This is a genomic window from Acidobacteriota bacterium, assembly GCA_026393675.1.
Classification (GTDB): Bacteria; Acidobacteriota; Vicinamibacteria; order Vicinamibacterales; family JAKQTR01; genus JBAXOX01.
Genome location: JAPKZQ010000006.1, coordinates 65,899 through 88,049, shown reverse-complemented (window position 1 = coordinate 88,049; position 22,151 = coordinate 65,899). Strand labels below are relative to the sequence as shown.

At 65.0% G+C, this 22,151-nt stretch carries 21 protein-coding genes; 10 read left to right on the top strand and 11 right to left on the bottom strand.

Annotated features, from left to right (window positions below):
• Positions 1 to 172: 172 nt before the first annotated feature.
• Complete coding sequence (gene pyrF, locus NT151_03195; protein MCX6537933.1) at positions 173 to 913, top strand: orotidine-5'-phosphate decarboxylase; 741 nt, start codon at positions 173 to 175, stop codon at positions 911 to 913.
• Here pyrF and NT151_03190 read toward each other — a convergent pair.
• On the bottom strand, positions 897 to 1,475 hold the full coding sequence (locus tag NT151_03190) for an OmpA family protein (protein MCX6537932.1): 579 nt from the start codon (positions 1,473 to 1,475) through the stop codon (positions 897 to 899). The genes pyrF and NT151_03190 overlap by 17 nt on opposite strands.
• A gap of 194 nt (positions 1,476 to 1,669) precedes the next feature.
• Here NT151_03190 and NT151_03185 point away from each other — a divergent pair, with 194 nt between their 5' ends.
• Positions 1,670 to 2,416 carry a methyltransferase domain-containing protein gene (locus tag NT151_03185; protein ID MCX6537931.1) on the top strand — a complete coding sequence of 249 codons (747 nt, stop codon included), beginning with the start codon at positions 1,670 to 1,672 and terminating at the stop codon, positions 2,414 to 2,416.
• Here NT151_03185 and NT151_03180 read toward each other — a convergent pair.
• From NT151_03180 to NT151_03170, 3 genes are read right to left on the bottom strand one after another with little or no spacing between them, the layout of a single operon-like run.
• On the bottom strand, positions 2,334 to 4,769 hold the full coding sequence (locus tag NT151_03180) for a DUF2723 domain-containing protein (GenBank protein ID MCX6537930.1): 2,436 nt from the start codon (positions 4,767 to 4,769) through the stop codon (positions 2,334 to 2,336). The two genes, NT151_03185 and NT151_03180, sit on opposite strands and share 83 nt — an antisense overlap.
• Positions 4,766 to 5,629: an ATP-dependent sacrificial sulfur transferase LarE gene (gene larE / locus NT151_03175; protein MCX6537929.1), complete on the bottom strand. Its 864-nt coding sequence runs from the start codon at positions 5,627 to 5,629 to the stop codon at positions 4,766 to 4,768. Before larE ends, NT151_03180 begins: the two co-directional genes overlap by 4 nt.
• A complete protein-coding gene (locus NT151_03170) occupies positions 5,626 to 5,844 on the bottom strand; it encodes a hypothetical protein (GenBank protein ID MCX6537928.1) in 219 nt (72 codons plus the stop codon). Before NT151_03170 ends, larE begins: the two co-directional genes overlap by 4 nt.
• A 205-nt stretch (positions 5,845 to 6,049) precedes the next feature.
• Here NT151_03170 and NT151_03165 point away from each other — a divergent pair, with 205 nt between their 5' ends.
• Entirely contained in the window at positions 6,050 to 6,769 is a 720-nt protein-coding gene (locus tag NT151_03165) for a response regulator (GenBank protein ID MCX6537927.1), read from the top strand.
• Here the strand turns inward: NT151_03165 and NT151_03160 are convergent, their stop codons facing one another.
• Positions 6,770 to 8,911: a heavy metal translocating P-type ATPase gene (locus NT151_03160; GenBank protein ID MCX6537926.1), complete on the bottom strand. Its 2,142-nt coding sequence runs from the start codon at positions 8,909 to 8,911 to the stop codon at positions 6,770 to 6,772.
• Between the two features lie 248 nt (positions 8,912 to 9,159).
• Between NT151_03160 and NT151_03155 the strand changes: the two genes are divergently transcribed.
• The 5 genes from NT151_03155 to dacB are packed head-to-tail and all read left to right on the top strand — an operon-like array spanning position 9,160 to position 15,368.
• On the top strand, positions 9,160 to 10,143 hold the full coding sequence (locus tag NT151_03155; GenBank protein ID MCX6537925.1) for an ABC transporter ATP-binding protein: 984 nt from the start codon (positions 9,160 to 9,162) through the stop codon (positions 10,141 to 10,143).
• Positions 10,140 to 10,937 carry an ABC transporter permease gene (locus NT151_03150; GenBank protein MCX6537924.1) on the top strand — a complete coding sequence of 266 codons (798 nt, stop codon included), beginning with the start codon at positions 10,140 to 10,142 and terminating at the stop codon, positions 10,935 to 10,937. The genes NT151_03155 and NT151_03150 overlap by 4 nt, the downstream gene beginning before the upstream one ends.
• Positions 10,934 to 12,526, top strand: coding sequence for a Gldg family protein (locus NT151_03145; GenBank protein ID MCX6537923.1), 1,593 nt, complete (start codon positions 10,934 to 10,936; stop codon positions 12,524 to 12,526). Before NT151_03150 ends, NT151_03145 begins: the two co-directional genes overlap by 4 nt.
• Complete coding sequence (locus NT151_03140; protein ID MCX6537922.1) at positions 12,526 to 13,863, top strand: DUF4340 domain-containing protein; 1,338 nt, start codon at positions 12,526 to 12,528, stop codon at positions 13,861 to 13,863. Before NT151_03145 ends, NT151_03140 begins: the two co-directional genes overlap by 1 nt.
• The gene (gene dacB / locus NT151_03135; protein ID MCX6537921.1) at positions 13,863 to 15,368 is read left to right on the top strand and encodes a D-alanyl-D-alanine carboxypeptidase/D-alanyl-D-alanine-endopeptidase; all 1,506 of its coding nucleotides are present in this window, start codon (positions 13,863 to 13,865) and stop codon (positions 15,366 to 15,368) included. The genes NT151_03140 and dacB overlap by 1 nt, the downstream gene beginning before the upstream one ends.
• Before the next feature lie 20 nt (positions 15,369 to 15,388).
• Here the strand turns inward: dacB and NT151_03130 are convergent, their stop codons facing one another.
• Positions 15,389 to 16,516, bottom strand: a complete 1,128-nt coding sequence (locus NT151_03130) for a hypothetical protein (protein ID MCX6537920.1) — start codon at positions 16,514 to 16,516, stop codon at positions 15,389 to 15,391.
• A complete protein-coding gene (locus NT151_03125; GenBank protein ID MCX6537919.1) occupies positions 16,476 to 16,649 on the bottom strand; it encodes a hypothetical protein in 174 nt (57 codons plus the stop codon). The genes NT151_03130 and NT151_03125 overlap by 41 nt, the downstream gene beginning before the upstream one ends.
• Before the next feature lie 234 nt (positions 16,650 to 16,883).
• Between NT151_03125 and NT151_03120 the strand changes: the two genes are divergently transcribed.
• Positions 16,884 to 17,636 carry a hypothetical protein gene (locus NT151_03120; protein MCX6537918.1) on the top strand — a complete coding sequence of 251 codons (753 nt, stop codon included), beginning with the start codon at positions 16,884 to 16,886 and terminating at the stop codon, positions 17,634 to 17,636.
• Here NT151_03120 and NT151_03115 read toward each other — a convergent pair.
• The 3 genes from NT151_03115 to NT151_03105 all read right to left on the bottom strand — a co-directional run bounded on the left by NT151_03115 (position 17,605) and on the right by NT151_03105 (position 20,324).
• Positions 17,605 to 18,810 (bottom strand): DHHA1 domain-containing protein, encoded by a 1,206-nt coding sequence (locus NT151_03115; GenBank protein MCX6537917.1) that lies wholly within the window; start codon positions 18,808 to 18,810, stop codon positions 17,605 to 17,607. The two genes, NT151_03120 and NT151_03115, sit on opposite strands and share 32 nt — an antisense overlap.
• Entirely contained in the window at positions 18,807 to 19,511 is a 705-nt protein-coding gene (gene queC / locus NT151_03110) for a 7-cyano-7-deazaguanine synthase QueC (GenBank protein ID MCX6537916.1), read from the bottom strand. The genes NT151_03115 and queC overlap by 4 nt, the downstream gene beginning before the upstream one ends.
• Before the next feature lie 171 nt (positions 19,512 to 19,682).
• On the bottom strand, positions 19,683 to 20,324 hold the full coding sequence (locus NT151_03105; protein MCX6537915.1) for a radical SAM protein: 642 nt from the start codon (positions 20,322 to 20,324) through the stop codon (positions 19,683 to 19,685).
• A gap of 121 nt (positions 20,325 to 20,445) precedes the next feature.
• Here NT151_03105 and NT151_03100 point away from each other — a divergent pair, with 121 nt between their 5' ends.
• A complete protein-coding gene (locus NT151_03100) occupies positions 20,446 to 21,468 on the top strand; it encodes a DUF72 domain-containing protein (protein MCX6537914.1) in 1,023 nt (340 codons plus the stop codon).
• A gap of 99 nt (positions 21,469 to 21,567) precedes the next feature.
• Here NT151_03100 and NT151_03095 read toward each other — a convergent pair whose 3' ends face one another.
• Positions 21,568 to 22,113 (bottom strand): peptidylprolyl isomerase, encoded by a 546-nt coding sequence (locus NT151_03095; protein ID MCX6537913.1) that lies wholly within the window; start codon positions 22,111 to 22,113, stop codon positions 21,568 to 21,570.
• Between the last annotated feature and the right edge of the window lie 38 nt (positions 22,114 to 22,151).

Genomic DNA, 22,151 nt, shown 5'->3' with positions numbered 1-22,151 from the left:
GTCTAATACTTCGGCGGAGGAATCAACCCCTCCCGGTGCCTGGGAGCTCCCCTAATTCTCTAACGAGGCCTGCCTCAGACCGTGCGACGAGACCCTCCGCTCCAGACATGCTCGAAGGTCTGAGGCATGGCCTCGTTAGAAATGAATCCCGATACCTGGAGACGCTGCTGACATGACGGCTCGCAATCCCATCATCGTGGCGCTGGATGTGGACAGCGCGGCAAAGGCCCTCGCCCTGGCTGACCAACTGCGGGGCGCGGTTGGCGCCGTGAAGGTGGGCAGCCAGTTGTTCACGGCAGCCGGGCCGGATATCGTCCGCCGCCTCACCGAACGCGGTCACCGGGTCTTTCTCGACTTGAAGTACCACGACATCCCGAACACGGTGGCTGGGGCGGCCGCCGAGGCAGCCAAGCTCGGCGCCTGGATGATCGACGTTCACGCCAGCGGAGGCCTCGCGATGATGAAGGCCGCGCGCGAGTCTGCCCGCGCGAGCGCTGAGGCCGCCGGGGTGACACCCCCGCTTGTCATTGCCATCACCATCCTGACGAGCTTCGATCAGAACACGATTGAGTCGATTGGAATCCAGCGGCCGATCATCGAACAGGTCGACGCGCTGGCTTGGCTCGCGCAGGAGGCGGGACTGGATGGCGTGGTGGCATCGCCGCACGAAGTGGCACGCTTGCGTGCGGCCCGGGGAGACCAGTTCGTGCTTGTCACGCCTGGCATCCGGGCATCCACCTCTGACGAGGCGGGCCGGAAGCGCGATGATCAGGCCAGGACGATGACGGCTGGCGCGGCGATCACCGCCGGCGCCAGCTTCATCGTGGTGGGCCGGCCGATCATCGCCGCGCCAGATCCGCTCGCGGCCGCGGAGGCACTGGCGAGAGAGACTGGCGTTACTTCGCCGAGATAATGAAGTGGCCGCGGCGGTTCTGCGACCAGCAACCTTCGTTCTCCTCGGTGCAGAAGGGCGCTTCCTTCCCCTTGCTCACGACCATCACGCGATCGGCCGCGAAGCCGAGGCTGGTCATGTAGTCGCGGACAGCTGCCGCCCGGCGCTCGCCGAGCGCCATGTTGTACTCGCTGGTGCCGCGCGCATCGCAATGTCCCTCGATCAGGATCTTGGTACCTGTCCAGCGCCTGAGCCACTCGGCGTTCTTCTGCATCGCGGCGCGGGTCTCGTCACGTAGGACCGCCTTGTCGTAATCGAAGAACACGTCCTGCAGAGGCTTCTCCGCGTTGAGATCGGCGAGGCTCTTGCGGGCGAATAGCTCGTCCTCCGTCAGCAGCTTGGGCGCCGGCGGTGGTGGCGGGGGTGGCGGCGGCGGCGGTGGAGGTGGCGGGGGTGGTGTGACAGGTGGCGGCGGTGGCGGCGGCACTGGCGTTGTCACCGGGGCCTTCTTCGAACACGAGACCGACGCTCCGACTGCCGCGCAGGCAACCGCGAGCACGAGGATCCGGACAAAGCGGGTCATCAGGCTCTCTCCTTGTTGTTATCGGGGGCTGGTCATGCGCGCATGCCGGCCGTCGTGGACAAGCCGCCTGCCGCACAATTCTCCACTGGAATCTACGGCTTTCCGGGCGCGCTGTCAAACGCTCGTGCGGCCGCGCGTGTGACGCAGACGATACATCCCATCGCTTGCTTCAGGCCGCACAGTACAATGCTCGCGTGGATCGACTGCTCGAAGCGACGTCGCGCGCCGAACGCGACCATTTCTGGTTTCGTGGATTCCGGCAGTTCGTCACGCCACTGCTGAAGCAGGCGGCCGACGATCGGCCAGGGCTGAGGCTCCTCGACTGTGGATGCGGCACCGGCAGCAATCTCAGGCTCCTGGAGGGATACGGCAGCGCGTGGGGGTTTGATCTGACGTGGTCGGGTCTGACCATCGCGCGAAGCCGTGGTCTCGATCGCGTGGCGCGAGCCAGCGTCGCCCATGTGCCCTTCGCCGCGGAGACCTTTGACATCGTCACGTCGTTCGATGTGCTCTACTGCCTGGAGACCGCCGTCGAACAGGCCGCAGTGGGCGAGATGTGGCGCGTGCTCAAGCCGGGCGGTTCGCTCGTCGTCAACGTCGCGGCCATGGACATCCTGAAAGGGAACCACTCGGTCCTGTCGGCCGAACTGAGACGCTACAGTCGCTCGAGCCTGCGCGCACTGCTCGAGCAGGCTGGCTTCGTGGTTGAACGGTTGAGCTACACAAATACAGCGCTCTTTCCGATCACGTTGACTGTGCGGCTGGCGCAGCGCCTCGTAGGGTTGGCGGCCGAAGAAGACGCGCTTGGTGAAATCTCCGTTCCGCCGGCTCCCGTCAACGCGATCCTGAGCGCGGCGCTCAGCGCTGAGGCGCGGGTGCAGCGGGTGATGTCGTTACCGTTCGGGAGCTCGCTGCTATGCCTGGCCCGGAAGCCGGTTTGAGCGTGGCCGAGTAGATTCTCAAGGCCAGCGAGCGCTTGTCGGCGTTCTGGCCGCGATCGGCCGGTCGGAACGACTGGTCGCTTTCAATCGTGATGAGTCCACCCGATTGACGGAGGGCCGAGGCCGGAACCCGGATCGACCAGGCGAAGTCGGCAGCCACGCCGTTGCTGAAGAGTGACTGGCTGCCCACTCTGATGACCACCCGGGACGGCCTGGTGAAGTACTTCATCGGCGACTCGCCCGTGACTTGCAGGTCGAGATCGCGATCCACCGTGGTCGTGCGCAGCGCGGCGTGCTCACTCGCCCATCGCCACGACTGTCCGGTCGTGGGGTTGTACTCGGGTTCGTTCCAGCCGGCACCGTACCCTCTCATGACGGCGGGCGGTTCCTGCAGATCGAACTGATCGATGGCGACAATCCCGGTACGGGCAGTCCCATCGATCTCTCGGGCCTGGACCTCGAGCCTGGCGTACCGCGCATCGCCGGCAAGCGAGCCCCCTGGCAACGAGACGAATCTGAGGAAGAAATCGTTGGCCGGCGCGACCGTCCACGTATCGACCTCGCGGCCATCGATCGTCACATCAACGCGCGCGGATGGTCCGGCGCCCAGGCCGAGGTGGCGTCCGCCGATCATCATCGTTGTCGTCTCGGCGCGCCTCTTGACCCACGCGACCAGCGGCTCATATTCGAGTCCGCGCCGATCCGCGCGGGCCACGCCCGCGGTTTCGGGCGTCAGACGCCAGCCCTCTCCCGCAAACCACCCCGGCTGGCGAATCACCACCCACTGCAGTTGGTCGGGCCTGATGCCGCCGAGGTAAATCGGAGTCGAGAATGGCCAGACGTAATCGCCCTGGATCGTTTGGGCCTGAGGATCGATCAACGCAAGGTCTGTGCGACTGGGATCCGCCAGGAACCAGACGGAGCGTGAATCGCCAGTGGTCCACGCGCTCACCAGCGACAGCCACTCGTGTTTCGGCGGCGCGGGCAGCAACTGCCACGCGGGCTTCTCTGGCCCACCAGCCTCGACAGCCCTGGTGAACGCATGGTGCATCCCCAGCATCACGCCGGGTATCTTCGATGATTCCAGCGTCAGGTCAGCCAGCGCGCGCGTCGTCGGACTGCCGACGCGGGAATAGCTGGCCGTCACCTGGGCCGTCAACACCAGCGAGATGCACGCCAGAACCACGATCGCGCCGCGACCGGCCACACGCCCCAGCAGGAGCAGGCCTCTCACCGCCAGGTACGCCACCGGCGGCACCAGCGGCAAGGCGTAGCGTGTCGTGAATGTCTCCTGGAATCCCAGGTGGAAGATGCCGTACGGCGCAAAGGTCAGCAGCAGGACGAGCAGCCCACGGCGGCGGCGCAGGAGCATCACCACCGTGCCGACCGTCGCGGCGGCGATCATCAGCCACCCGACCTCGGCCCAGTGCAGCACAAACGTCTCGTAGAGCGCGAATGCGAGTTTCCTCGGCGTCGGATGCCTCACGAGCAGGTCGACACCTGACCAGTCTTCGCCCGCCTGTCTGGCAAACGCGGCCAGGTACTTCGACGGGCCTCCGCTCGCCAGGACGAGCGGCACGAGCCACAGCAGGATGCCGCCGGTAAACCACACCGTGGCACCGATAAGCGCCGCGGCGGCTTGACGCCGGCGCCGGCTCACGATCACGGCGACCAGCAGCGGGACAGTCAGCCACGTGGCTTGTGATCGCACGCCGATCGAGAGCGCGCAGGCGAACGCCCCGAACAGAATCAGCCGGCCCGATTGCGTGGCGGCCACCGTGTCGATCTGGCCTGTGGCCACATCCCGCATGCGCGACTGCTGGACCAGCGCCGTCACGAGCAGTGCCTGGGCCCCGAGCGAGGCGGCAAAGCCCAACGCGTCGCTCATCGGACGCGATGCCGTCATCCAGACCAGCGGCGCCGTCATCGTGACAAGCGTGGCGGCGACAGGCGCGGTCAGCCACGATTCCCAGAACGTGCCACGACGGTTCGCCGGGCCCGAAGCCCCACCGTCGATCACCTCGAGACAGGCGAAGAGGCGCAGCAACGCGAATGCCGCCAGTGCGCCACACAACACGCCCCAGATGGCCAGCGCGTGCGGCTCGCTCATCACGGTCGCTGCCGCTTTCGCCAGAGCGATGTAGATCGGGTAGCCAGGCGGGTGGGGGCGATGACGCCCGGGATCGAAATCGCGGAGACCCAGGGCGAAATTCGCCGAATCAACGTCCTCGAGGGTCGACGCGAGAAACGGCAGGTGGCCGACCAGAAACAGCGCCGCCAGCGCGGCCGCCATCCACCACGCGCGGCTTCCGCGCCGGACAGAAGGGAGCAGATCGGTCACGGGACTGGTCACACTGATTTCAGCAGGATGCCTTCGTTGAGGCTGCCCATCCGGTAGCCCTGGAGGTCGAGCGCGACGTACTGGTACCCGGCTGCCTTGATGTCGCGCACGAGCACCTCGCGCACGGCCGGATCCAGGGCCCGCATCATCTCGTCTGGGCCGAGTTCGACACGTGCCAGGTTGTCGTGATGCCGTACCCGGTAAATCCTGAAGCCAAGCGAGCGCAGCACCTCCTCCGCCCGTTCAATCGTGCGGAGTTTCTCCGGGGTGACCTCGGAATGGTACGGAATGCGGGACGACAGACACGCGGACGCGGGTTGGTTCCACGTCGGCAGTCCCGCGCGCCTTGACAACTCCCGGATCTCGTCCTTGGTCAAATCGGCTTCATCGAGCGGGCTCAGCACGCCCATTTCCCGCGCGGCCTGCCGACCCGGTCGGTAGTCACCGCGATCGTCGGCGTTGGCGCCGTCGAGCACGGCGGCAAACCCCCGCTCGCGAGCCAGTCTCGTCAGGTGGGTGAACAGTTCGTGCTTGCAGTGGTAGCACCGATCCGGCGCGTTGGCGCGGTAGTCGGGATTGTCGATCTCGGCGGTGACGATGAACTCGTGCATGAGGTTGAACTGCGCGGCAAGGTCGGTGGCGATCTTCCGGTGCCGCGATGGGTAACTGGCGCTGTCGGCAGTCACGCAAAGCGCGCGGTCGCCAAGCATAGACGAGGCCGCATAGGCCAGGTAGGCGCTGTCGGTGCCGCCGCTAAATGCCACCACGACCGAGCCCAGTGAACTGAGCCTCGCCCTCAGGTGCGCCTCCTTCTCGAGGAACCGGGCGACGCCCGATTCCGCCTGCTGTCGATCGAGCCCTGCGGTGGTCACTCGTCCAAGTCCTCGTCTTCCTCTTCCTCTTCGTCGTCCTCGTCTTCGTCCTCGTCGTCTTCGTCTTCGTCCTCGGCGACATCTTCGAGTACGATCGGGTTGAGGCTGACGACCTCCAGGGCCGTGCCGCAGTTGTCGCACTCCAGGGTGTCACCCTTGTCGACATCCAATTCGTCGACGTCGATCTCGAACTCGCATTCGGGGCAAGTCGCCATACCGCCTCCTCACGGAACCACGGGCATCAACAACCGTGTCCACCAGAGTCGCCGCCTGCCGGGCAGACCACCCATGTGACGACGGCTGAACGGATCGCGCAAAACGAGTCTGGATTATAGCGACAAGCACCAGCGCCCGCAACGCAACTTCGTGTCACCAAGAGAGCTAAGGTCCACCCGCTCCGCCGCCGATACATTGCACAGAATGACAAACGCCGGGGCCACGCACAAGACCGTTCTGATCGCCGATGATACGCCGTTTGTGCGCGACAGGTTCAAGTCCGCCCTCGAACACGCCGGACATCGGGCCTATACGGTCCGAAGCGCGGCCGAGTTGCTGGCGCGCGTCCGCGCCGACCTGTCGGAAATCGATCTGGTGTTGGTCGACCTCAGGCTGCCTCACGCCGGCGGCGTCGATCTGGTCCGCTCGATTCGCAAACTGGACGGCGGCAAACTCCCCATTCTGGTGTTCAGCGGGACGATTACCGCCGCCTCCGAGGTCAGGGATCTGGCCGACCTCGGCGTTGCCGGGTACGTCAATGAATACAGCGCAGCCCAGCACATCCTGCCGTCGCTCGCGCCGCACCTGTTCCCCGACAACTTCAATCGACGCAACAGCTCCCGGGTCGTACTGGGCATCCCGGTGGCCTACCGCGTCGCCAACACGATTGCCGCGGCCGTCACGCTGAATCTCGGCAAGAACGGCATGGCCATCAGGACCATGAGTCCACTCGACTCATCCGCCCGCGCCCGGGTCCGCTTCCGCCTCCCCAATGCCAAGCAGGATGTCGATGCCGACGCGCGCGTCACCTGGAGCGACCGCCGGGTGGGCATGGGCCTCGAGTTCGAACGTATCGACTCGGCTGATCAGTCCGCGGTCGAGGAATTCGTCGATACGCACTTCGTCAAACCCCACGAACATTAGTCAGTCGAATCTGAGCAGCCGCAGGCCGTTTCCGATGACCAGCAGCGAGGCCCCCATGTCGGCGACCACCGCCATCCAGAGCGTGGCCGACCCAGTCGCCGCCAGGACGAGGAAGATCGCCTTCAACGCGAGGGCGATCGTGATGTTCAATCGGATGTTCCGCACGGTGGCTCTGCTCAGCCGAACCGCGTAGGGGATCTTGGTCAAATCGTCGGCCATCAGGGCAATGTCCGCGGTCTCGAGAGCGGCGTCGCTGCCGGCCGCACCCATCACAATGCCAACATCGGCTGCTGCCAGGGCCGGGGCGTCGTTGACACCATCGCCCACCATGGCCACGATGCCGTACGCCGCCTTCAACTGCTGGACAGCGGCCACCTTGTCGGCTGGCATCAGCCCGGCACGCGTCTCGGTGACTCCAAGGTCCCTGGCCAGCCGGCCAGCCGTGGCCTCGTTATCGCCGGTCAGAATCGCCACGTGCGCCACGCCGTGCTTCCGGAGGAGGCGCATGAGCTGCTGTCCGGCTTCCCGTGCGCCGTCGGCAATGGCCACCACGCCGATGGTCCGACCGGATCTCGCCACCAGCACGGCCGTCTGACCGTCGGTTGATAACGCCTCAACCCTGGCGGCGATCGCCGGCGAGGACATTCCTCGCTCGATGAACATCCGGTGGCTGCCGATGAGCACGGGCTCGCCATTGAGGATGGCCGAGACGCCGAGCCCGGGGAGCGCGCGGTGCTCGGCAGCGGGCGTGATGGCGACGCGATCGTGCGATGCGCGCAGGAGAATCGCCCGTGCCAATGGATGGTCAGATCGGCTTTCGAGCGAGGCCGCCACCTCGAGCACTTCACGAATCGGCCGGCCCCCGACCGCTTCGATCCCGACGATCTCCGGCGTGCCGCGCGTCAAGGTTCCGGTCTTGTCAAAAGCCATGCACCTGACGTGGCCGAGTGTCTCGAGATGCCGCCCTCCTTTGATGAGCACGCCGTGACGGGCGGCACCAGCCAGTGCGGAGACAATCGACACGGGCGTGGAGATCACCAGCGCGCATGGACACGAGATGACCAACAGCACCAGCGCGCGGTAGAACCAGGTACCGAACGGTTGGGCAAACACGAGTGGAGGAACCAGCGCCAACGTCACGGCAAGCGCGACGACAGCAGGCGTGTAGACCCGCGCGAATCGCTCGACAACGGTCTGCGCCTCGGCCCGCTCCGACTGCGCGTGTTCGACCAGCGCCATGATGTGAGCGAGCGTCGAGTCGGCGCGCAGGTGCGTGACACGCACTTCGAGCGCTCCATGGCCATTGATCGTCCCAGCGTACACGACGGACCCGGCAGCCTTGGGCACCGGGATGGACTCACCGGTGATGGGCGCCTGGTTGATGTCGCTCGAGCCACTCGCGACGGTGCCATCGAGCGCGATCTTCTCCCCTGGGCGGACCACCAGGACATCGCCCACCCGGATGTCGTCGACGCGAACCCGCCGCTCGCCATTCTCCCCACGCACGAGCGCCTCGTTCGGCGTCAGTTCCATCAACGCGCGAATCGCCAGCCTCGCGCGCTCCATGTTGCGGGATTCAAGCCACTGCGCCAGCGCGAACAGGAACGTCACCATCGCGGCCTCGGACCACTCGTTGATGGCGATCGCGCCGACCACGGCCAGCAGCATCAGCACGTTGATGTCGAGCGAGAACAGTCTCGCCGCCGACCACGCCCTCCGGGCCCAGAACCAGCCGCCGGTCGCGACGGCGGCGGCAAAGAGCAGCGTCGTGGCGGCAGCCGGTGCGCCTGCCGCACGCAGTGCCAGGCCCAGCGCGGAAGCCGCGCCAGACACGACCAGCAGCGCCCACCCTCGCTGGAATCGCGCGTCAACGACGCGGGTGGGTTGATCGCGCTCGAGCCACGCGTGCATCCCGGTGTCGGCAATGGCGGTCGCGATGGTCGACGTCGACAGCCGCGCGGCGTCGTAGGCAATCCGCAGTCGTCCGGCCAATACATCGGCCGTCATCCGCTCCAGGCCGGGCAGCCCCTTCAGCCGGCGGTCCAGAATCGCGACCTCTTCATGGCAGTCCATCCCCTCGATGCGGAACACGGATTCCGCATGGATATCGCACACGGGGCAGACGGGGGTCGTCGTGGGCACGTTTACTCGTCAGTCAGCATCCAGGAAACAGGCTACAAGAGGTACAATTCACAATACATCCGGTTGACACTGTCTGAACGGTCTCGCTACGATTCGAGGATGCCCGCGCGAGAACGGGCGGATCGTGGTGCATCTTCGGGCCGGCCGCGTGCAAGTCGCGTGCGTCTGAAGACACGGTGTCGGCGCCCCTCGGCCCGGTTCGATTCAGTCGTAAACGTTGGTCGTAACTGTCATCCACGGAGACATCAGTGATCGAGGTCCAGCACCTCACGAAACGCTACGGCCGCATCACGGCCGTCGACGATGTGACGTTCCGCGTCGAGCGGGGCGAAATCCTCGGCTTTCTCGGGCCCAACGGCGCCGGAAAGACGACGACGATGCGGGTGATTACGGGGTACATGCCCCCGACCCAGGGCAAGGTCATCGTCGCCGGCTTTGACGTATTCGACCAGCCCGTCGATGCCAAGCGCAGAACCGGCTACCTTCCGGAGACGCCGCCGCTCTATCCCGACATGACCGTGCGGGAATACCTGACGTTCGTGGCGAAAATCAAAGGCGTTCAGACGGGTGATCGGCTCGCGCGGGTCGCGCAGGTGATGAAGAAGACGGCGATTGTTGACGTGGCCGATCGCCACTGTGGCAAGCTGTCGAAGGGCTATCGCCAGCGTGTCGGTCTTGCCCAGGCCATCCTGCACAACCCCGACGTCCTGGTACTCGACGAGCCGACGGCCGGGCTGGATCCGAAGCAGATCATCGAGACACGCCAGCTGATCAAGGAGCTGGCCGGCAACCATACGATCGTCCTGAGCACGCACATCCTCCCGGAGGTCGCGCAGACCTGCCAGCGTGTGGTGATCATCACGAAGGGCAAGGTGGTGGCGGTTGATACGCCCGAGAACCTGACTCATCGACTGCAGGGAGCCGAGACGATGTACGTCCAACTGGACGCCGCCGATGTCGATGCCAGTCCTGCCCTCCAGGCGGTGCCGGGCGTCACGCGCGTCGGCATCTCCGACCGCCACGGCACGGCGGTCGGCTACGAGGTTGAAGGCTCCCGGGGCCAGGACATCCGGCGCGACCTGGCGGCGGCTGTCGTGTCGAAGGGCTGGGGCCTGCTCGAGTTGCGCCCGCTGAGGATGAGCCTCGAAGAGATTTTCCTGCAGGTCACAACCGAGGAAGTCGACCCGAAGAAGCCGGAGCCCACCGGGAAGACCAAGGAGGCCGCGCAGTGAGCAACATACTCGCCATTGCCCAGAAGGAGATCCGGGCCTACTTCGCCTCCCCCATCGCCTACGTCGTGATCGGCCTGTTCTCGATCCTGTTCGGCGTCTTCTACTACACGATCCTCGACTGGTTCGTGAAGCAGGGGATGCAGATGGCCATGGGCATGGGGATGGGCCCTCAGAGCCTGAACGTCAACGAGCAGATGATCCGGCCGCTGCTTGGGAACGCGATGGTGCTGCTCCTGTTTGTCCTGCCCATGATCACGATGAGGACGTACGCCGAGGAGAAGCGCTCGGGCACGATGGAACTGCTACTGACCTCACCGATCACCGACGTCCAGATTCTGGTCGGGAAGTTCCTGGGCGCGCTCTCGCTGTACGCCGCGATGCTCGGCGTCATGCTCGTTTACGTGGCGGTGTTGTTCGCGTTCGGCACACCCGAGTGGAAGCCGATCGCCACGGCTTACCTCGGCCTGCTGCTCTTCGGCGGCTGCTTCGTCTCGGTCGGCATGCTGGTGTCGAGCTTCACGAAGAACCAGATCGTCGCCGGGATGATGACCTTCGTCGTCTTCCTGCTGCTGTGGGTGATCGACTGGCTCGCCAGTTCGGCCACGGGGCTGTTTGGCACGTCGGCAGGTCCTGTCGTGGAGGAGGTGTTGAACTACCTCTCGATCACGCAGCACTTCGACGACTTCGGTAAGGGCATCATCGACACGAAGCACCTTATCTTCTACGTGAGCTTCATTACGTTTGGCCTTTTTCTGACCGCCCGGTCGGTCGACAGTGAACGGTGGCGCGGATGATGAGGAAACTCGCGGACTATTCGAGCTGGCTGGCCATCGCCCTTGTCTGCCTGGCGTTGGCGCTGTTTCTGCAGCCGTGGAGGCCGGACTGGACCGGCTACGCGCGTTATCTCGCCGTCGCCGGGCTGATCCTGCTGCTGCTGTCGATGCTGACGGGGTGGCGGGAGATCGCCGCGGCGTTCCAGCGCCGACAGACGCGGCTCAGCACGATCACGTTCTCGAGCATCGCATTCGTGCTGGGAATCCTCGTGCTCATCAACATCATCGGCGCCCGGCAGAGCAAGCGGTGGGATTTGACGGTCAACAACGTCTACACGCTGTCGGACCAGACGCAGAACGTGTTGAGGAAGCTCGATGCCCCGCTGGCGATCAGGGTCTTCGAGAAGGCCATGGACTTGCGGCGCTTCAAGGATCAGCTCACCGAATACGAGCACGCCTCGAAGAACGTCACCGTCGAGTACGTCGACGCCGACAAGCAGCGCACCAGGGCGATCCAGTACAAGGTGGAGACCTACGGCACCGTCGTCTTCGAGTACAAGGGACGCGTAGAACGCGTCTCGGGCAGCAGCGAGCAGGATCTGACGACGGGCATCGTCAAGGTCGTTACGGGCTCACAGAAGAAGATCTACCTGACACAGGGGCACGGCGAGAAGATCCCGGACAGCACCGAACGGACGGGGTTCAGCACGGTGAAGTCGTCGCTCGAGCGCGAGAACTACGGCGTCGACAAGGTCGTGCTCATTCAACAGGGGCGGGTTCCTGCTGATGCGGCGGCCCTCATCGTAGCGGGCCCGAAGACGGACCTGCTCGCGCCGGAAGTGGACGCGATCAGGAGGTACCTGGCTGGCGGAGGCAAGCTGATGGTGATGCTGGATCCGCCGGAATCAAGCAAGGCGGCACCGCTGGCCAACCTCGAAGGTTTGCTCCGCGAGTGGGGCTTCGACGTGGGCAACAACATCGTCGTTGACGCGAGCGGCCTCGGCCAGATCTTCGGCGCGGACGCCGCCACGCCGGTTGCGGCCAGCTATCCGACCCACCCGATTACGGAAAAGATGAATCTCATGACGGCCTACCCGTTCGCCCGGTCGATTGGACCGCTCAAGGGCGGGGCGAACGGGCACACGCCGGACACGTTTATCCAGACGAGCTCGCGCAGTTGGGGCGAATCCGACATCGACGGGTTGATGAAGTCCGGCGAGGTCAAATTCGACGAGGGCAAGGATCTCAAGGGCCCCGTGTCGATTGGCGCGGCCGTGTCGGCTGCGGCCAGCGCGGCGGCGAAAACGCCGGAATCGGCCGGCGCCGACAAGAACGAGAAGACGTCCGAGACGCGCGTGGTCGCGATTGGCGATTCGGACTTCGCCGCCAACGCCTACATCAACGTGCAGGGCAATCGCGATTTGTTCATGAACACGATCGGCTGGCTGTCGCAGCAGGAGAACCTCATTTCGATCCGGCCGAGGGAGGCGAGCGATCGCCGGCTCACGATGACGGCCGCCGAGACCCGGCTGGTGTTCTTCATGGCCATCTTCGGCATCCCCGGAGCCATCCTGGCGATGGGCGTCTATACCTGGTGGCGGAGGCGTTGATGCGCGGTTTTCGTTCGACGTTCATTCTGCTGGTCGTCTTCCTCGGTCTGCTCGGCTACGTCTACTTCTACGGAGAGAAGAAGCCGCTTGGCAAGGACGCCGGCGAACCGAAACAGAAGGTCTTCACGGTCGAAGCCGACAAGATCGAGGAACTGCAGGTCAAACCCGCGAAGGGCGACCGCTCGGTCCTCAAGAAGGTCAACGGTGCGTGGACCATGGTGGAGCCCGCACAGACGAAGGCCGACGAGTCGGAAGTCACCTCGATTGCCACCAACCTGGCGTCGCTCGAGCGTCAACGGGTGGTCGACGACAACCCTGCCGACATCAGTCAGTACGGCCTGGCCACGCCGCGTGTGGAAGTGGCGTTCCGGAAGTCCGGCGACAAGGATGTCACGCGCCTCTTCCTGGGAGAGAAGACCCCGACTGGCGGCGACCTCTACGCCAAGCTGCCAACCGAGAAGCGCGTCTTCCTCGTCTCATCGTTCCTCGACGGGACGTTCAACCGCACGGCGTTTGATCTGCGGGACAAGAAGGTCCTGGTCTTCGACCGCGAAAAGGCCAGCGCATTGGAAGTGGTGAGCAAAGACGGCCCGGTCACACTGGCATTGGTGGACACTCGGTGGCAAGTGACGAAACCCATTGCCGCGCGCGCCGACGCCTCGGCGGTGGACGGCGCGATCGGCCGCATCCAGACCGCCCAGATGAAATCGTTCGTCGCAGACGACGTCCCCGAGAAAGACCTGGCCAAGTACGGACTCGACAAACCCGACGTCACTGTCACGGTCGTGTCCGGCAGCGTGCGGGCGACGCTGGCCATCGGGAAAGGGGCCGAGGGCGGCAACCTCTACGCCCGCGACGTGTCGAGGCCGATGGTGTTCACGGTCGAAGCGGCACTGGCAACGGATCTGAAGAAGAAGGCGGACGACTACCGACCCAGGGATCTGTTCGAGTTCAAGCCGTTCACGATCACCCGGCTCGAGATTACGCGCGGCGCGGCGACCGTGGCGTTCGAGAAGTCGAAGAGCAAGGATGGCGCGGAAAAATGGCGTCGGGTTGGCCAGGTCAAGGACCTCGATCAGCCCAATGTGGACGCGCTGCTGTCGTCGCTCTCGTCAATCGTCGTCGACAAGTACGTGGACTCCACGACCAAGACGGGCATCGGGTCGCCGGTCGCCGTGGTAGTCGCGAAGTTTGACGACGGGAAGAAGGAAGAGAAGGTCACGTTCGGCAAGGTCGGCAGCGATGTCTTCGCGGCGCGATCGGGCGACGCGGGTGCCGCACAGATCGCGGCGACCAAGCTCGACGACATGCTGAAGTCGCTGGACGCGTTGAAGTGATGCGGCGCGCCTGGCTGCCCGTTGCGCTTCTGGTGCTGACCGCGGCGTGCGCACAGCAGCCGCGGCCGGCGGTCACACCGCAGCCACCCTCTGGTCCTCTCCCGGGCGCGACGGCGCTGCAGTCGGATCTCACCTCGATCTTCCAGGCACCAGCCTTCAGCAACGCCGTCTGGGGCGTGTTGGTGCGCTCGCTGAAGACCGGCGACACGCTCTTCGCGCTGAACCCGCGCACGTTGTTGATGCCGGCCTCGAACATGAAGGTCGTCACGATGGCGGCCGCAGCCGAGACGCTGGGCTGGGACCGCACGTTCAAGACGACGGTGCTGGCCACGGGCCCGATCGAACAGGGCGTCCTCAAAGGGGATCTGGTGGTGGTCGGCAGCGGCGATCCGTCGCTTGGCGGCCGTCCGGCGACAGGCCTCACTATCTTCGAGACGTGGGCGGCTGAGTTGCGCGCGAAGGGGATCTCGACCATCCAGGGCCGCATCATCGGTGACGACCGTGCGTTTGAGCCGCAGGGCCTCGGCGCCGGCTGGGCGTGGGACTACCTGGAGGCAAGTTATGCGACGCCGACCGGGGCACTGGACTTCAATGAGAACACGGTTCAGGTGACGATCAGGCCAGGCGCATCAGTCGGCGACTTCGCGGCGGTCGAGGTGCGGCCAGGCGCGAGCGGCCTGGGTCTCGACAACACCGTGCGGACCGTCGCGAAGGACGCCACACTCAACATCGACCTCAACCGCCTCGGCGGCAGTTCCGTGTTGCGCGTGAGCGGAACGGTACCGATTGGCCGCGCGCCCGTTGTCCGGGCCGTGTCGGTCGACAGCCCCACGGCCTTGTTTGTCGGTGTGCTGAGGCAGACACTCTCTGCGAACGGTATCGCCGTCAGTGGCGATGCGGTGGACATCCGTTCGGTCGCGGCGCCGCCGGATCTGGCGCGTGCAGTCCCGCTCATCACCTACACGTCGCCGACGCTCGCACAGATTGCCAAGCTCACGCTCAAAGTCAGCCAGAACCTGTATGCGGAGACGTTTCTTCGGTTGATGGGATGCACCGCGCCGACGTTGCCCTGCACGACCCGGGCTGGCATCAAGACCGTCCAGCAGGTCCTGAAAGGCTGGGGCCTGGCCCCGGACAGCTACGTGATGGTCGATGGCTCGGGTCTCTCGCGCTACAACTACCTGACGCCAGAAGTTCTGGTCACCATCCTGACGCGGATGAACAGCGACCAACGCCATCGCGGGCCGTTTCTCGACGCGCTGCCCGTGGCCGGCGTGGACGGCACAATCTCCAGCCGGATGCGCGACACGAAAGCACAGGGAAACGCGCGAGCCAAGACGGGTTCGATCGCCAACGCGAGGGCGCTCTCCGGGCTGGTCACATCAGCAGACGGCGAGCCCCTGGTGTTCTCGATCATCGTCAACAACTTCAACGTCCCCCAGGCTGAGGCCGATCGCGTGATCGACCGCGCGGTTGTGCGGCTGGCCGAATTCCGACGCCGGTAGCGACATGGCTGCCCGTTTGGTCATGGCAACCCCAGCTCCCTGCCAAGGATGCGCGAGACGAAGTTAGCGCCGCCCTGAACCGAGGCGGCCATCTGCCGGATCGTCTCCTTTGCCTCGACGATTGTGCCCGTCTGCTCGGCCGCCTTCATTGTGCTGGAATAGGCGGTCCACACGTCGGCGCTGGTGATCTCGTAGCCGTAGCCCAGAACCAGCCAGTGCAGCGCGAGCAGGCCCGCACCCACGGCGAAGGCCGGCTGATCGTCCACGTGGTCACGTGCCGCGCGAGCCAGGGTCTTGGGATCGCACGGTGTCAGCCGCGCGAGCGCCAGAGCTTGGTCAAAGAGACCGGCGTCCTTGGCCGCCGCAAACCACTTACCCTCGTCACCGGGCGTCGTCTTCGCCAGATCAGCAAGGATGTCGCTTGTGGCCTTGTGCGGGTACTTCTTGGCGACGGCGCGGAAGGTGGCCAGGTAGGTGCCGCCACGGTTGGCCGTCAGGCCGTAGCGGGCGTAGGCCTCGTCGACCATCCCGGAGGAGAGCAGTATCTCTTCGCAGACGCGGTCGATGTCCCAGTCGCTGGCCCACGGACTGCGGCACGCCTCCGCGTAACCGATGGCCTCGGCCTTCCTGCCTTGCGCCGCGAGCGCCTTCACCACCCAACGCTTGTACGGCCAGATGACGTCCGCCTGGACGAGGTCGAGGATCTCTTCGTAGCGCTCGGCCCGGAACAAGGAGTCAAGGCACGCCGACGTGCCGTGGAAGTGGCCGCGCAGGTTCTTGTCGGGGCTGAGCGCCATGCGCGTGATGCCCACGAGTCGGTCGGCCCATTCGGAGGCGACTTCCTTCGACGCGCAGAGCTCGCCCCAGTCGTCGGCGAGGCTCTCGATGTACGGGATCTGGTCCTCGCCGTGGGCCTCGAAAAGCCGCTCGAGCCAGGCGGCGCGAGTCTTCGGATCGGCCGGTGCCTCCGCGATCACGGGGACGAGCTCGGCGATGGCGTTGTTGACCGCGGTCCCGATCGCACCCGACGAGCTGTCGACCTGCTCGAGCGCCGGCGAAAGCCGTTCGAAAAGGGCGACGGCGCCTTCGGCTGCGAGCACGGCATCCTTACGGGCGACCTTCTTGATCTCGGCGACGGCCTGCTTCACCCGCTGGATGGCCGGCTTGGGTCAGCCAGGCGGTCTCGCCGTCGAAGCGCACCTCAACGCGCGTGTGGCCGTCGTTGGTCTGGTAGAGGAGGACCTCGGCCTCGCGGTGGTCGATATCTGTCGAGTTGGTCATGGATCGGCCTGTTCGTGGGGTCGGTCGACACTACCACCTCGAATGACGACACACAAGACAGAGCGTGATGCTAAGCCGTATGTTGTGATCGTCCTAGTCGTTGCCCTTCCTTGCGAAGGACCACAGTCGTGGGACCGCAGTTGCGTCGTCAGCACAGTTTTGGCGTTACGATGAAGCCTCATTCGGGCAAACACAGCTAGCCCGGCCTATTGATCCACGTGGGGCAATGCCACGATGATGCTGTCCGCCATCGTCTACATCGGGTTCGGGTTGAGCCTGGCCGGCGCGCTCTCGGTGCTGGTGCCCTTGCGGTTTCTTGGCATCCGCACCCGCGCCACCGGCTGGCTCGTCCTGCTGGCCGGGTTGGTTGTCGCCGGCGTGGCGTTGACGCGCCCAGCCGACGAGACGACGGTCGCATCAGTTCGCACGCGACTCGACGAGTTTGCACCGACCTATCAGTTCAGCGAGGTCAACCAGATTCCGGTCAACGCGACGCCTGAGCGGACCTTCAGGGCGGTGATGGAGGTGACGCCGGCCGAGATCCCGCTGTATCGCTCCCTGGTCTGGATCCGGCGCGGGGGGACAAAGGGATCGGAGAGCATCCTCAACGCGGCCGACGACGTCTCTCTCATCACCGTCGCGACGCGGACAACATTCCTGAAGCTCGCCGAAGATGCGAACAGGGAATTCGTGATGGGGACCGTCGTCATCGCTCCACCTGGCGTGCGTCTTCCGCTCGGATCGGAGTCCAGTTCGTTCAAGGCGCTGGTGCAACCCGGTTTCGCCAAGGCGACGATGTCGTTCCTGGTCGAACCAGGACAGAGTGGCTGGTGCCTGCTGCGAACTGAAACGCGGGTCTATGCGATTGACCCGGCATCGCGCAGCACGTTTGCGAGGTACTGGCGGATCATCAGGCCGGGAAGCGAGCTCATCCGTAAGATGTGGCTTCGGGCCATCAAGGTGAGGGCTGAAGCACGCGCTCGATGATCGTCTGAAGCGCCGCCTGGATCTCGGCCGGAGATCCGGTCATGCCCCCGCCCTGGGCCAGTTCGGGTTTGCCGCCGCCTTTTCCTCCAGCCTGGCTGAGCAACGTCTTCAGGATGGCCGATACATCGATAGGGACGTCCGCGGAGCGTGCCAGCACAGCGAGGACAGGTTCGGTCGCCGAGATCAGCCCTGCCACGACTCCGCCGCGCGCCGCCGCTGACGCGGCAATCGTCTTGAGTCCGGCCTGATCATGACCGGAGGCGATTTCGAGCACGACCGTGACGGACCCTACCTTCCGACCGCGCTCGACCATCGCGGCGGCCTCAAAGACCGCGAGACGATCCTGCAGGTCGCGAACGACGCGCCGCAGGTCCTTGTTCTCTCCCTGGGCCCGTTCGATCGCCGCAGGCAGCTCGCGCGGGCTGACCGAGATGAGCCTGATGCATCCCGCCACCGCGTCCCGTACGACCCGATACTCGGCGAGCGCGCGGTTGCCGCAGACAAACTCGAGGCGCGTGCCGCCGCGGAACTTCTCCCACGACTTGACCGCGACAATGCCGACCTCCCCCGCACGCGCCACGTGAGTCCCGCCGCACGCGGAGACATCGAAACCGGTGACCTCAATCAGGCGCAGTCGGCCGCTGCGGGCAGGTTCCTTGCGAAGCTGGATCGAGGCCGCCTCCTCCTCGGACGCAAATCGAATGGTGACGTCGCGATTCTCCCAGACGATGCGATTGGCGTCGGCTTCGGCCCTCGCAATCGATTCGGCACTGAGCCCCTTATCGAGATCGAGCGTGGACACGTCGGCGCCGAGATGGAACCCGACGGTTCGCGCCTTGAAGAGCCGGTCGAAGGCCGCCGACAGGATGTGCTGTCCCGTGTGTTGCTGCATGTGATCGAAGCGTCGTGACCAGTTGACCGTGCCGTGCACGGAAGATCCAGCCGGAAGCGCCCGATCGAGCACGTGGCCGATGCGACCGTCTGGAAGATCAACGACGTCGACCACGCTTGCCGCGCCAAGCGTTCCGGTATCGAACGGCTGCCCACCCGAGGTCGGATAGAACGCCGTGCGGTCGAGCGTCGCGACGATGCGGCCGTCTTGCGTCTCGCAGGATTCAACCGCGGCGTCGAATTCGATGAGGGCGGATTCGGTGTAATAGATGCGGTCGGTCACAGCGATGTCCTGTCAGTGCCGTCGGTGGTCAGGAGCGGGTCCGGCACGCCACACTCGGCAAACCCCTTCGCCCGAAGCACACAACTGTCGCAGTGGCCACACGGCCTGCCGTGGGGCCCTGGGTCGTAGCAACTGTGCGTGAGCCCGTAGTCCACGCCCAGCGCAAGGCCACGTCTGATGATGTCGCCTTTCGACAGGGAGATGAGCGGCGTGTGCACCTGGAACCGCGTACCCTCGGCGCCGGCTTTCGTGGCCAGATTGGCCATCCGCTCGAACGCCTCGACAAACGCCGGCCGGCAGTCGGGATAGCCGGAGCAATCGAGCGCATTGACGCCGATGACGATGTCGCAGGCGCCGAGCGATTCGGCCCAGGCGAGCGCGAGCGACAGAAACACCGTGTTACGAGCGGGCACATAGGTTGAGGGAATGCCGATCTCGGCGAGGTCGCGGTCCTTCGGGACGCTGCCCTCACCGGTGAGTGTGGACCCGCCGAACGCCGCCAGGTCGAGCGCCAGTTCAATGTGACTGACGACGCCAAGGGCGCGCCCGACTCTCCGGGCCGCTTCGATCTCTACGATGTGCCGCTGACCGTACGCCACGGTCAACGCGTACAACTCAAACCCATCGGCGCGGGCCATGGCCGCCGCCGTGAAGGAATCGAGCCCACCGCTCAGCAGAATGACCGCTTTCTTCCTGTCCAAACCCGGCTCCCATCGCACCCAGGAGGTCGGAGCACAGCACGCCGTGCCCCGACGGCGATCCCAGGCGTCCACCTGTCTCACGGCGCTCAGGCATTTCCCCGGGATCGCCACGCTCCAGCGTGGCTCTTTCTGGAGCCGGGCTAGAGCCCGGCGATCCCAGGCAGTAGCCCGTCACACGCCCCTTGTGCCCGGGTCCCAGATGTACTTGTGGACCTGCAGCTGCAAGCGCCCGGACAGCCGGTCTTCGAGCATCCACTCCGCCAGGCTCTTCGGGGCGAGCACGTCATGCACGGGCGACAACAGCACGGCCGCACACCGGTCATCGAGTTGATGCCGACTGATAATGGTGCGGGCAAATTCGTAGTCCCGCCGATCCCGGATCACGAACTTCACCTCATCGCTCGGCGTAAGCCGATCCAGATTTGGCCAGTGATTTCGCTCCGACTCGCCGCTGGCCGGGCATTTGACGTCGATAATCTTGACGACGCCAGCCGGCACGTGCTCGACGCTCAGGTGGCCGCCCGTCTCGAGCAGCACCGTCTTGCCGCGTTTCACAAGCGCGGTCATCAACGGGTAGACCTCGTCCTGCAGCAGCGGCTCGCCGCCGGTGATCTCGACCAGCGGACACCCGTAGGCTTCGACGATAACGACGACGCGCTCGATCGGCATCTTCTGCCCTTCCGTAAAGGCATAGGCCGTGTCGCACCAGGCGCAACGCAGGTCGCACGCGCTCAGGCGCACAAAGACGCATGGCCTGCCCGAGTAGGAAGACTCGCCCTGAATGGAATAGAAGATTTCGTTAATCGTCAGCATGCGTGGGTGTCGACCGGTTAGAGTCCCAAGATCGTTATTGTAGTCCCCATGCGCTGGGCCCCCGCAAGTCTCCGATCCCCGGCCCTGGCTCCCCGGTTTAGAATGATGGCGGACAAGAACGATGGGCGACATACGAATCGGAACGTCTGGCTGGAACTACCCGACGGGCCCGGGCACCTGGAACGGGATCTTCTACCCGGCGAAGAAGCGCGGGCGCGCCTTCGATGACCTGGCGTACTATGCCGAGCACTTCGAGACGGTCGAAGTGAATTCGAGCTTCTACCGTCTGCCTGATCCCTCGACCGCGCTCAAGTGGGCAAGGCGGACGCCGCCTGGATTCGACTTCTCGCTCAAGCTCTACCAGAAGTTCACACACCAGGCCATGTACCAGAAGGCCACGTCGCCCGATCTGCCTGGCGACGGAGACGCGACTGCGATTCCGACCGTGACACGCGTTGACGTCGACGCCTTCCTCAAGGCCGTCGATCCGATCGCCGACGCAGGCAAGCTGGGCTCGCTGCTGGTCCAGTTTCCGCCGAGCTTCCGCGACACCGAGGATGCGCGCGAATACCTCGTATGGTTGCTGCAGTCGTTCAAGAACTACCCCGTCGCCATCGAGCTTCGCCACCGCAGCTGGAGTGATCACGAGCCCCAAATCGTCAACCTGCTGAACGAGCATGGCGCGGCGTGGGTCCAGATCGACGAGCCAAAGTTCAGGTTCTCCATCCGCCAGAGCCATCTGCCGAATCTACGCCGGCTCTACTACATGCGTCTGCACGGGCGAAACGCTGAGCAGTGGTGGACGCACGATCACCCGGACGACCGCTACAACTACCTGTACTCGCCCGGCGAGATGGATGGCTTCGCCGAGACCGTGGCCACCGTGCGCCGCCTCGTCCAGAAGATCTACGTGTACCTGAACAATCACTTTGCGGGGAAGGCCGTCGCCAATGCCGCGATGCTCCGCCACAGGCTGGGTCAGCCCGTGACCGGCGAATACTCGCAGGAGATGCTGACGCGGTATCCGTTCCTGGAATCGGTGGTGTCGCACAAGGGCGCGGGCCGGTTGTTCGATGGGGCGGGGCCGAGAGAGGCGATGGCGGCGGGACAAACCGCAGAGGACGCAGAGTCGCGAGAAGGCTGATGTGGCCGATGTTGACTGGCCGGGGCGCCTATGTGTGTGAGGCGTCCCCTGATGACCTTCCGCAGGCTCTGCGCGCTCTGCGACAAAAGGTGTCTGGCGCTATTTTACATACATTCGCTTGATCGTATCGCCGACTGCGATCTTATCCACAACGTCCATGCCGGAGGTGACCTGGCCGAAAATCGCGTACTTGCCGTCGGGAATCTTCTTCTTCCCGATCGCAATGTAGAACTGGCTGTCGGCCTTGCGCGCGTCGCCCGCATTCGCCATGCCAACCGTGCCCCGCTTGTGCTTCAGCTTCTTGCTGATCTCCGCGACGCCGATGGGCTGGCCGTTCCCCCTCCGGCCCCACGTGTTCTTGTCCTTCAGGTCCTTCGAACCGGGATCTCCAGCCTGGATCACCATGCCGGGTTCGGCCCGGTGAAAATGCTGACGGTTGTAGAAGTTCGCCTTCACCAGCTTGAGAAAATTCTCAACGGTCTTCGGAGCCTCCGACGGGTACGTCTCAATCGTAATCGTGCCCTTGTTGGTCTCGATTACGACGACAGGCCCAGCCGCTGGCGCCTGGGCGACGCCCACGCCCACCATCACCATCCATACGCCCAACGCCATCATCAACACACACGCGCCAGACAATCTGCGCATCGTCAGTCTCCTCGTAGCTTCAGCCGTTCAGTGCGGTC